The sequence below is a fragment of the Mycobacterium sp. E1386 genome, assembly GCF_001672745.1.
Taxonomy (GTDB): domain Bacteria; phylum Actinomycetota; class Actinomycetes; order Mycobacteriales; family Mycobacteriaceae; genus Mycobacterium.
Genome location: NZ_LZKH01000259.1, coordinates 1 through 11,628 on the forward strand (window position 1 = coordinate 1; position 11,628 = coordinate 11,628).

Annotated in this window: 9 protein-coding genes; 6 read left to right on the forward strand and 3 right to left on the reverse strand. The window is 69.7% G+C overall.

Annotation, left to right across the window (positions count from 1 at the left end; genetic code table 11):
• Positions 1-190: 190 nt before the first annotated feature.
• The 5 genes from A5709_RS26200 (at position 191) to A5709_RS26220 (ending at position 6,185) form a co-directional block, all read left to right on the forward strand.
• Complete coding sequence (locus tag A5709_RS26200) at positions 191-1,012, forward strand: mycofactocin-coupled SDR family oxidoreductase (protein WP_068123608.1); 822 nt, start codon at positions 191-193, stop codon at positions 1,010-1,012.
• A gap of 186 nt (positions 1,013-1,198) precedes the next feature.
• Positions 1,199-1,411, forward strand: coding sequence for a heavy-metal-associated domain-containing protein (locus A5709_RS26205; RefSeq protein ID WP_067945753.1), 213 nt, complete (start codon positions 1,199-1,201; stop codon positions 1,409-1,411).
• A complete protein-coding gene (locus A5709_RS26210; RefSeq protein WP_068123611.1) occupies positions 1,408-3,642 on the forward strand; it encodes a cation-translocating P-type ATPase in 2,235 nt (744 codons plus the stop codon). Before A5709_RS26205 ends, A5709_RS26210 begins: the two co-directional genes overlap by 4 nt.
• A 132-nt stretch (positions 3,643-3,774) precedes the next feature.
• A complete protein-coding gene (locus A5709_RS26215) occupies positions 3,775-5,166 on the forward strand; it encodes an alpha/beta hydrolase family protein (protein ID WP_067945749.1) in 1,392 nt (463 codons plus the stop codon).
• 206 nt (positions 5,167-5,372) lie between these two features.
• A complete protein-coding gene (locus A5709_RS26220; RefSeq protein WP_067945746.1) occupies positions 5,373-6,185 on the forward strand; it encodes a polysaccharide deacetylase family protein in 813 nt (270 codons plus the stop codon).
• Positions 6,186-6,195: 10 nt separating this feature from the next.
• On the opposite strand, the gene A5709_RS26225 is transcribed toward A5709_RS26220, so the two are convergent.
• A complete protein-coding gene (locus A5709_RS26225) occupies positions 6,196-7,572 on the reverse strand; it encodes an FAD-binding oxidoreductase (protein WP_068123615.1) in 1,377 nt (458 codons plus the stop codon).
• A 157-nt stretch (positions 7,573-7,729) separates the two neighbouring features.
• Between A5709_RS26225 and A5709_RS29170 the strand changes: the two genes are divergently transcribed.
• Positions 7,730-10,639: a helix-turn-helix transcriptional regulator gene (locus A5709_RS29170; RefSeq protein WP_068123612.1), complete on the forward strand. Its 2,910-nt coding sequence runs from the start codon at positions 7,730-7,732 to the stop codon at positions 10,637-10,639.
• A gap of 5 nt (positions 10,640-10,644) precedes the next feature.
• Here the strand turns inward: A5709_RS29170 and A5709_RS26235 are convergent, their stop codons facing one another.
• Positions 10,645-10,914, reverse strand: coding sequence for a DUF4242 domain-containing protein (locus A5709_RS26235; RefSeq protein WP_067209967.1), 270 nt, complete (start codon positions 10,912-10,914; stop codon positions 10,645-10,647).
• 76 nt (positions 10,915-10,990) lie between these two features.
• Positions 10,991-11,449, reverse strand: a complete 459-nt coding sequence (locus tag A5709_RS26240) for a MarR family winged helix-turn-helix transcriptional regulator (RefSeq protein WP_067945740.1) — start codon at positions 11,447-11,449, stop codon at positions 10,991-10,993.
• Positions 11,450-11,628: the final 179 nt, after the last annotated feature.

An 11,628-nucleotide genomic window follows, 5' to 3' on the forward strand; every position in this document is an offset into this window, starting at 1 on the left:
GGCCACTTCGACCGACCGGCTTACCTGCCGCGGGCCCGCGTCGACAACGGTGACGGTCATGATCTTTCCTTTCGGCTGTCCGGCAGCTTCGACTCGACGCTACGCTCGCCGAGTCGAACTCAGAACAGCAGAATTCCCACCGCGGGTGGCCGCGGCGAGAAGCCCGCGTCGAGAGGAGCCGAAAGTAGCAATGAGTCAATCCATTTCGGGAAAGGTGGCCCTGATCACCGGCGCGGCGCGGGGGCAGGGCCGGGCACACGCCGTGCGCCTGGCCGCCGAGGGCGCCGACATCATCGGGGTCGACATCGCCGGGCCGCTGCCGCCCAGCGTTCCGTATGACTCGCCGACACCCGAGGATCTGGCCGAGACGGCACGGCTGGTGAGCGCCAACGACAAACGGGTCATCACCGCGGCCGTCGACATCCGTGACCTCGAGGCACTCAAGGGTGCCGTCGATGCGGCGGTGGCCGAACTGGGCCGTCTCGACATCATCGTTGCCAACGCCGGAATCTGCAGTCCAGCTCCGTGGGATCAGATCACCGCAGAAGCGTTCCGCGACACCATCGAAACCAACGTGACCGGGACCTGGAACACGGTGATGGCCGGCGCTCAGCACATCATCGACGGCGGCCGCGGTGGGTCGATCATCCTCATCGGATCGGCCGCCGGCATCAACATGCAGTCGTTCATGATCCACTACACCGCGAGTAAGCACGCGGTCGTCGGGATGGCTCGCGCATTCGCCGCCGAGCTCGGCCGGCACAACATCCGCGTCAACAGCCTCAACCCCGGAGCGGTCTCGACACCGATGGGGACCGGCCGCATGCGCGAAGCGCTGCAAGCCGCCGCCGACAGCTACCCGCACTTGCGGGGCCTGCACAAGCCGCTGTTGCCCGAGGGGATCGCCCAGCCGGAGGACATCGCCGACGCCGTCGCTTGGCTTGTTTCCGACCAGTCCCGGTTGGTCACGGCGACCCAGCTTTCGGTCGATATCGGCGTGGGCTACGTCTGAGCCGGTCGTGGCCGATCCCGGCCGCGGTCTTGGCGGCTTCCACCAGGCAGAATGGTGGTGCCCCGTTGCCTCCGAGGTTTCCCCGCCGGCGCCCGGTTGCGCCAACGGCTCGGTGTGGGAATACCTCGCGGGGACGCGGACGTTGACAATTGGCATACCCCGCCGGGGTATCAGGAAGGGAATGACATGACCACGAGCGAATACCGGGTCGACGGGATGAGCTGTGGCCACTGCGAGGCCGCCGTCAAGGATGAGGTCGGCCGCCTCCCCGGTGTTGAGCGCGTGGACGTCAGTGCCGACACGGGCAGGCTGCTGGTCACGAGTTCTGTTCCCGTCGACGCGGCCGCGGTCCTCGGCGCGGTGGACGAGGCCGGCTACGAGGCCGTGCTGGTGGCATGAGCGCTGCGCCGGTGAGCCAAATCGAGCTGAAGATCGCGGGGATGACGTGCGCGTCCTGCGCCGCCCGGATCGAGAAGAAGCTCAACCGGCTCGACGGCGTGGTCGCCACCGTCAACTACGCCACTGAAAAGGCCGCGCTTACGATCCCCTCGGGATACGACCCGCGGTTGCTGATCGCGGCCGTCGAACAGGCCGGTTACACGGCGGCGCTGCCGCCCCGACGGGAAGCAACCGCGCAGGCCGACGGGCCGGAGCTGAGCGCTCTGCGCACCCGGCTGATCACCACGGCCGTCCTCGCCGGCCCGGTGATCGCCATGGCGATGGTGCCCGCGTTGCAGTTCCGCTATTGGCAGTGGGCATCGCTGGTCCTGGCCGCACCGGTCGTCGTGTGGGGCGGCCGGCCGTTTCACGCCGCCGCCTGGACGAACCTCAAACGCGGCACCGCGACCATGGACACGCTCGTCTCGATCGGCACGCTGGCGGCGTTCCTGTGGTCGCTGTATGCGCTGTTCTTCGGGACGGCCGGCGAACCGGGGATGCGCGACGGCTTCGAGTTGACCGTCCGCCCCTCCGACGGCGCCGGCAACATCTACCTCGAGGTCGCCGCGGGGGTGACCCTGTTCGTGCTGGCCGGACGGTACTTCGAGAGGCGCTCGAAGCGGACGGCGGGCGCCGCGCTGCGCGCCCTGCTGGAGCTCGGCGCCAAGGAGGTCGCGGTGCTTCGGGACGGCGCCGAAACCCGCGTCCCCGTGGACCGCCTCGCCGTCGGGGACGACTTCGTGGTCCGGCCCGGGGAGAAGATCGCCACCGACGGCATCGTGGTCTCGGGTTCGTCGGCCGTGGACGCCTCGATGCTCACCGGCGAATCCGTCCCCGTCGAGGTCGGCGAGGGCGACCCCGTCACCGGGGCCACGGTCAACGCCGGCGGGCGCCTCGTCGTCCGCGCCACCCGGGTAGGCGACGACACGCAGCTCGCGCACATGGCCAAGCTGGTCGAGGAGGCCCAATCGGGCAAGGCCGAGGTGCAGCGGCTCGCCGACCGCATCTCCGGCGTGTTCGTCCCCGTGGTGATCGGCATCGCCCTGGCGACGCTCGGTGCGTGGGTCGCGCTGGGCTTCCCACTCATCGCGGGACTGACCGCGGCCGTCGCGGTGCTGATCATCGCCTGCCCGTGCGCGCTGGGCCTGGCGACCCCGACCGCACTACTGGTCGGCACCGGCCGCGCGGCTCAGCTCGGAGTGCTGATCAGGGGGCCCCAAGTCCTGGAGTCCACCCGCAGGGTCGACACGATCGTGCTCGACAAAACCGGCACCGTTACCACCGGCAAGATGACTCTCGTCGACGTGATCACTGGGCCGGGGACCGACCGCCAAACGCTGCTGCGCTACGCCGGTGCGCTCGAGGATGCGTCCGAACATCCCATCGCTCGAGCCATCGCCCACGCCGCGAAAGCCGAGCTCGGTGCCCTGCCCCCCGCCGAGCGCTTCGCCAGCCTCGAAGGCAGCGGCGTGCGAGGAGACGTCGACGGCCGCACCGTCGTCATCGGGCGGGCGAGCCTGCTGGCCGACTGGGGCCAGCCGCTGGACGGCGCGCTGTCGGCGGGCAAGGCCCGCGCCGAGAGTGCGGGCAAAACCGCGGTCGCCGTCGGCTGGGACGGCCGCGCCCGCGGGGTGCTGGTGGTCGCCGACACCGTCAAACCGACCAGCGCCGCAGCGGTCCGGCAGTTCAAGCGGCTGGGCCTGACGCCCATCCTGCTGACCGGCGACAACGCGACGGTCGCCGATCGGATCGCCGACCAGGTCGGCATCACGCAGGTCGTCTCCGAGACGCTGCCGGCCGACAAGGTCGCCGCCATCCGGCGGCTGCAGTGCGAAGGCAAGGTCGTCGCGATGGTCGGCGACGGCGTCAACGACGCCGCGGCTCTGGCCACCGCCGACCTCGGGGTGGCAATGGGCACCGGCACCGACGTCGCGATCGAAGCCGCCGACCTCACCGTCACGCGCGGTGACCTATGCGCCGCGGTCGATGCGATCCGGCTGTCCCGGCGCACGCTGAGCACCATCAAGGCCAACCTGTTCTGGGCCTTCGGCTACAACATCGCCGCGATCCCGCTCGCCGCACTCGGCATGCTCAACCCGATGCTGGCGGGCGCCGCGATGGCCTTTTCCAGCGTTTTCGTGGTCGCCAACAGCCTGCGGCTGCGCTCGTTCAGCAGCGTCACGGCCGCCTAGATCACCGCGCCCACACGCCACGCTGGCAGGCGGGCGGGTGGGACCGGTGTGGGATAGTTGTTGCGACCCCCCGCGTTCGAAAAGACCACGGGTCCGCCCACGCAGCGATCGACTCAGCAAAGGCAACGACCGTTGGACCAATTCTTCGGACGACTGTCCCTGCTGCACGGCTGGTTTCCGCCTGCCGTGCAGGGGCTGACGCTGCTGGTGTTGATCATCGCGATCCAGTGGCGTGCGCCGCGCTGGCTGAAGCGGGTGCTGCCCGTGGCCCTGATCGCGGCCGTCGCGGTGACCGCGCTCGCGTATTGGTACATCACGTCGCTCGGCGTGGCCGGGGACCCGGCGCCGACGACGCTGTGGCTGTGGATCGCGCTGAGCGGCCTGGCCGCCGCGGTCTTCCTGGTGGGCTGGCGGGGCGCCCGCTGGTGGCGTCGCGGGGTAGCGGTGCTCTCCATACCGCTGTGCGCCTTGTGCGCGGCGCTGGCGTTGAACGGCTGGGTGGGCTACTTCCCGACGGCGCTTGCCGCCTGGAACCAGCTCACCTCGGTGCCGTTGCCCGACCAGATCGACCGGCTGCGGGTCACCGAGATGCAGGTCGCCGGTACCAGGCCGACCAAGGGCGTGGTGGTGCCGGTGGACATCGACGACAACGCCTCGCACTTTCGCCACCGCCGGGAACTGGTTTATCTGCCGCCGGCATGGTTCAACAGCAATCCGCCGCCTCGATTGCCGGCGGTCATGATGATCAGCTCGGCGTTCAACACCCCGGCAGACTGGCTCGGCCCTGGCGGCGCGTTCACCGCCATCGACAACTTCGCCGCCGCCCATCGCGGCTTCTCGCCGGTGCTGGTGTTCGTTGATCCCACCGGTTCGTTCGACAACGACACCGAGTGCGTCAACGGCAGCCGGGGCAACGCCGCCGATCACCTCTCCAAGGACATCGTGCCGTTCATGGTGTCGAACTTCGGCGTCAGCGCCGACCGGGCCAACTGGGGCGTCGCCGGATGGTCGATGGGCGGCACCTGCGCGGTCGACCTGGCCGTCATGCATCCCGAGCTGTTCAGCGCGTTCGTGGACATCGCCGGTGACCGCAGCCCGAACGTCGGCCCCAAGGATCAGACGATCGCCAAACTGTTCGGCGGCGACCGCGCCGCCTGGGCGGCATTCGACCCGCTCACGGTGATCGCGCGGCATGGTCGCTACACCGGCTTGTCGGGCTGGTTCGACGTTCCGGGATCGTCGGAGCCGCGCAACGTCGCCGAGGAGGCCAACCCCACCGGGAGCGCTCCCAGCACCGACCCCGCCGCCAATCCGGAGGGCCAGGACGCCGCCGCCAACGCGTTGTGCGCAGCGGCCAGCGCCAACGGCATCACCTGCGCCGTGGTCAGTCAGCCGGGCAAGCATGACTGGCCGTTTGCCGCCGGGGCGTTTGAGGCGGCGCTGCCCTGGCTGGCCTCGACGCTGGGGACACCCGCCGCCGAGCCAGTCCAGCTGCCCCAACGCGGCGGCACGGAATCACACTGATCGCGAAATTCACAGCTGACCCTCCCGTAACGCATCCGACATATTGTTCCTGGTAGTGGTACGGTTCGCTGCTGATGGCTGGCGATTTTGTGTACGACGGGCGGCCCCTCCGGGGGTCGGCTCCAAGCGCGCAGCGGCGCAGCCAACACCGGGCCCTGTCCGGATCACCCCGTCCGACGATTGCTCCGGGCCTTCGCCTGCCCGCGATGAATCGCCGCCAGTTCCTCGGTTCGCTCGCCGCGTCGGTCGTCGCCGGCGTCGGCGCGGCCCGACTGGTGGTCGATCCGCAGCCGCGAACGTTCGCTCAGGCGCCGGCGGCTTCCGGCGCCGCGACCTCGGGCCCGACCGCCCCGACGGCGCTGTTGCCGCCGCCGCCGCTGAGCGCCCGCATCCCGCTGCCCGGCGGGGGCGCGCTGATGAAGATCCCCGGCGAGGGCGACCTGCTCGCGCTGACCGTCGACGACGGGGTCAACAGCGAGGTGGTGCGGGCGTACACCCAGTTCGCCAAAGACACCGGCGTGCGGCTGACGTACTTCGTCAACGGCACCTACGACTCCTGGACCGAGAACAAGGAGATGCTGCGGCCCCTGGTCGACAGCGGACAGATCCAACTCGGCAACCACACGTGGTCACACCCGGACCTCACGACGCTGCCCAAAGAGCAAGTGGCCCAACAGCTCAGCCGCAACGACGAATTCCTGAAGAAAACGTACGGCATCGGCGCAAAGCCATACTGGCGGCCGCCGTACGCGAAGCGCAATGCCGTCGTCGACGCCGTGGCCGCCGACCTGGGCTACACCGTGCCGACGTTATGGTCGGGTTCGCTGTCGGATTCGACGTTGATCACCGAGGAGTACATCGTGCAGATGGCCGATCAGTACTTCACGCCGCAGGCCATCGTCATCGGGCACCTCAATCATCTGCCCGTGACGCACGTCTACCCGCAGCTCGTCGACACCATCCGCGAGCGCAACCTGCGCACCGTCACACTCAACGACGTCTTCCTCAAAACGCCGTAGCCGCAACAGTTCAGCGCGCCGGCCGGATGTTCTGGTTGATGCGGAACACGTTGCCGGGATCGTATTGCGCCTTGACCTCGGTCAGCCGCTGGTAGTTCGGGCCGTAGGTGGCGCGCACCCGCTCCTGGCCCTCGTCCATCAGGAAGTTCACGTAGGCGCCGCCGGCCGAGTACGGATGGGTGGCGTCCCAGTAATCAACGGCCCAGCGCTTCAACAACTCCGCATTCGCCGGGTCCGGATCCACGCCCGCGATGACCTGCGAGAAGTTGACGTCCCGGTACGCCCACGCGGTCTCGGATTGGCCCACCCGATGGACCGCGCCGTCGATCGGGTACAGGTGCATCGTGGAATGCATGGTCGGCAGCTCCTGGGCGAAGCGGGCATGGGCCGCGACGGCGCCGTCGGGCACCGTGCGGAAGAAGTCTCCGCGCCAATACCATTGCAGCCCCTTGGGATACAGGCCGTCGAAGGTGGACTGCAGCGCCGGGAACGAAGCGGCGCCCAGCCCGTCGAAGGCCGGTTCCATCTGCCGGACCGGCGCGAACGCTTCCTCGGCGCCGGCGGGATCGCCGGTGTAGCACCAGACCACGGCGCACGCCTTCTGCAGGTGGAACGCCTCGGGGAACGGCGCCACCGGCGGGACGGTCATGGCCGCGAAGAATCCGTAGAGATCCTCGTCCTGCGCCGGCATGAAGTCCCGGTACCACGAGAGGACATCGGCGGTGGCCGACGCGGGCCACGCGGTGGGACCGCAGATCACGGTGTGCACGGGATGCAGCCGGAACGTGAATGACGTGACCACGCCGAAGTTCCCGCCGCCGCCGCGCAGCGCCCAGAACAGGTCGGGATGCTCGGATTCGGATGCCCGCACCACGCGGCCGTCGGCCAGCACCAGCTCGGCCTCGACCAGATTGTCGATGGTCAGCCCGTACTTGCGGGACAGGTAGCCGTGGCCGCCGCCCACGGTCATGCCGCCGACTCCGGTGGAGGAGATGATGCCCGACGGCGCCGCCATCCCGTATGCGTGCGTCGCGCCGTCCACTTGCGCCCACGTCGCCCCGCCCTCGACCTTGGCGGTGCGGCGGTCGGCGTCGACGTCGATGCGGTTCATCGGCGACAGGTCGATGACCAGCCCGCCGTCGACGGTGCCGAAGCCGGGGCCGTTGTGACCGCCCCCGCGCACGGCGACAACGAGGTTGCGGTCCCGCGCGAATTCCAGGGCGGTCGCGATGTCCGCGGGCGAACCGCAGCGGGCGATCACCGCGGGCCGCTTGTCGATCATGCCGTTGTGGACCGCCCGCGCCTCGTCGTACCGCGGGTCGCCGGGCAGGATCACCTGTGAGCCGAGCCGGGTGCGTAATTCGTCGGTTGCGGTTGTGAGGCTCATGGCCCACACCTCCTTGTTTGCTCGCCGGTCCTGATGCGGCGACGTTACGAGGTCGGTGAGCCGCGCGTCATGACCACAACCGAGCATTTCCGGGGCATTCCACGATAGTCACATCTGACTATCGACCGACCAATACCGACGCGGCTACCTTGTTTGCATGGCGCAGTGGGTGCCGCCCCCGCTCCCGGCCGAACTGATCGCTCGCCGCCGCGGCCCGCTCGTGGGTCGCGACGCGGAACTGGCGGTGTTCGAGCAGGCCTGGGAGCGGGTCGAGCGGGGCAATCGCCAGGCGGTGTTCATCGGCGGCGAGCCCGGCGCCGGCAAGACGCGCCTGGCCGCGGAGGTGGCCGGAACGCTGTTCGACCACGGCGTGACGGTGCTGGTGGGAAGTTCTACGGCCGACGAAGACCTGCCGTACGCGCCCTTCGCCGAAGCGCTCGACCGGCTGATGGTCGCCGGTCCGCCGGGTTCGATGGCGGAAGCGTTGAGCGACGCGGGCCCTCAATTGCGACGGCTCGCACCGGAAGTGGTTCGGCATTTGCCCGACGGCGCCCCGGCCCCGGATGTCGGGCCGGCGCGGCAGGCCCTCTTCGATGCGCTGACCGGCTTCCTGCGCCGTCTGGCGGTCGATCGCCCGGTCGCGCTGATCCTCGACGACCTGCACTGGGCGCAGCTCCCCACCCTCGCGCTGCTCGAGCACGTGCTGATCGGCTGCGCCGATGTGCGTGTGTTGGTGGTCGTCACGTTCCGCACGACCGAGCCCGACCGGTCCGACGACCTGGCCACCCGCCTGGCCGAGCTGCACCGGTTCGACGGGGTGCGGCGCCTCGACCTGGCGGGCCTGGACACCGAGGCGATCGCCGAGTTCGTCGCGCGAACCCAGCAGCTTGCGCCGGCGTCGGTGCGCACGGCAGCCGCCCTGCTGCGCGAGCGGACCGGCGGCAATCCGTTCTTCCTGACCGAACTGGTCAACGACCTCGAAATCCGCGGCGGGCTGGCCACATTGAGCACCCAGCAGACGGTGCCCGGATCGATCGGGGACGCCATCGCCCGCCGCCTCGCCGGACTGGGGACGGGGGTGCGGGCGGTCATCGAGCAGGCGGCGGTGCTGGGCCAGACGTTCGACCTGCCCGCGCTCATCTCGACCTGCGACACGGAAGTCGGGGCGACGTTGGCGGCGATCGATTCGGCCGAGGCCGTCGGGCTGGTGCGCGCGGTGCCCGATTCCGACGGCGAGTTCGCGTTCGTGCACGCGCTGACCCGGGAGTCGGTGCTCGGCGGGATGGCGGCATCGCGGCTGCGGATCATGCACGCGCGCGCCGCCGAGGCCCTCGAGGCACGTGCCGACCCCTCGCTCGTCCCCCGTCTGGCCAACCACTTCCTGATGGCCCACGTGCTCGGCTACCACGAGCAGGCGTTGCGGTATGCGGGCCGGGCGGCGCGGATGGCCGAACACAGCCTGGCCTATGAGGATGCGGCCAAGTGGTTCGAGCGGGCCGCCTCGCTTCCCGAGCTCACCCTCGCGGAGCGGGCCAGGCTGCACCTCGACGCGGCCGCCAACCACGTGCGCGCCGGGTTCTTCGTGCGGGCGCGGACCATCTACGAACGCATCGGCGCGATGGACGACCCGCTGATGCGGCTGGCGGCCGCCGTCGGCTACGAGGAAGCGAATTGGCGTCCCGGGCAGTCGACTTCGAAGGCGGCCGACCTGCTGGCGGCGGCGCTCGAATCGTGCGGGTTGCATGCCGATGATTCGCGCTATGTGCAGGCGCTGGGCAGCTTCGGGCGCGCGCTGGCCTTCGCCGGCGAGGCGGAGCGGGCCCGCGAGGTCGGCGCCGACGCGATCGAGCGCGCGCGGGTTGTCGGCGACGAGGCGGTGCTGCTGCATACGTTGAAGACGAGCCTCTGGCAAGGCCTGACCCCGGAGATGAGCGAGATCCAGGCGGAGCGCGCCGCCGAGGTATCGGGCATGGCGCTGTCGCGCCGCGACTACGAGTCGTTGGGTGCGGCGTCGCACTTCCACGCCATGGTCAGCTACCTGGCCGGCCGGCCCGACGGCCTGGTCGCAGCGACCGCCGACATGCGGCGCGCGGCCCAAAGCTGCGGTCAACCCGCCTTCGGCTTTGTCGGCGCGTGCATCGAACAAGCGTTGGCCTACCTGCGCGGTGACTTCACCGGCGCCGAACGATGGGCCGACATCGCCTTGCGCACAGGCGATTTGTTCGGCTCCGACGACACCGAGGGCTCGAACGGCGTCCAGATGTTCATGATCCGCCGCGAGACCGGCGACTTGAAAAGGTTCGGTGGCTTCATCGACGGCAGTGAAACGTTCACCGGCCGCTGGGTGCCCGGGCTACTTGCCCTCTACACCGAGTTGCAGTGCGAACGCGGCATGAACCGTGCGCTCAATCAGTTGCTCAACCGCAACCTCGGCGACCGCCTCGAGGATGCGCAGTGGCCGATGGAGCTGGTGTTCATGGTCGAGGCGGCGTTAGGGCTTTCCCACCGCGAAGCGGTCCACGGGCTGCGCCCATTCGTCTCGCGTTATGCCGGAAAGAATTTGGTGGCCGGCCAGTTCGTCGCGCTGTTCGGGAGTGCCGACCGATATCTGGCCCGGATGGCGGCGCTCTGCGGGGACGGTGCCGCCGCCGAGCGGCACTTCGCCGCCGCGCTCGAGATGGACCGCCGGATGGGCTCGGTGGTGCATGTCAGCGAGACGCTGGCCCGGCAAGCGGTGTTCGCCGCGTCGTGTGGTCGCACTGAGGATGCCCGGCGCCTGGCCGACGAGGCGCGCGGAATCGCCGCTGCGATCGGGCAGACCCGCGTCGTCGACCTGGCCGATTCGGTATTGGCCGCGGGTCCGGTGGGGCCGGACGGCCTGACCGAACGGGAGGTCGAGGTGCTGCGGCTGCTCGCCGAGGGGTTGAGCAATCGCGCGATCGGCGAGCGCCTCTTCATCAGCACCAACACCGCCGCGAACCACGTGCGCAACATCCTGATCAAGACGGGGGCCGCCAACCGCACGCAGGCGGCGATGTACGCGGCCGACCACGAGCTGCTCGGCTAGCGCCCTCAGATGTCGGACAGCGCCCCGTCCGGCATCAGGCGCTCTTTCACTTCGACGACGGAGTCGGCGGGCAGGCCCGCCCGCGCGGCCGCGGACCTGATGGCCTCCGGCGACGGCGCCTCGTACAGGCAATACGTCTTGCGCTTGTCCGCCGACAGGAACGAGTACATCCAGCGAACGCCCTCCAGGTCGTTGATCCGGTTGATACCGTCGGCGACCTCGAGGCCGGGCTCGAGTTCCTCGGCAAAGTTGCGCTCGACCATGAAGATGGGCACGGCGCCTCCTGTTCACTGTCTTGGGTCGAGCCTAGGCCGTCGGCGAAGATCAAGACATGGGAATTTCCGGCGACGGCTATTCGCCCGCCGCCCCGGTCTGAGCCGCGAGCAACATCTGCAAGGTTTCGCGGAGTTCGGTCAATCGCTGCCGTCCCAGGGCCTGCTCCCACTGTCGCTCCAATTCGACTGCGCTAGAGCGCATTACGTGCAGCGCTTGTCGGCCGCGTGGCGTCAGCTCGATGATTCGGGTTCGCGCGTCCAGCGGGTTGGGAACGCGGGTGACGTAGCCATGTCGCTCCAATCCGGTGATCGCCTGGGCGACAGCCTGCCGGCTCACTTGGAGTCGATCGGCCAGATCCGACGCGTGCAGCCCGCCGGCCGCCAACGGTACGAGCGCGACCGCTGGCGCCGGGCGGATCCCGTCGAGTCCCGCCGCGGCAAACGCCGCCCGCAACCGTGGCGCCCCGGACGCGGCCACCAGGTTCACCAACGCGGGAACGGTGGGTTGCCAGTCCGGATGCAGAGGGCGTCGCATGGGACGAGTGTGCCACCCGCAGCACGATTGACAAGTAACTTGTCAAAATCCTCGCCGGCTGCCACGATGGCCCCATGCGATCGCGCCGCGCCCGGGCCATCAGCGTTTGCCTCGTCGCCGTCCTGGCCGTCGTGCTCGGCGGGTGCCTGGGCGGCGGCCATGCGCTGGGAACGCCCGGC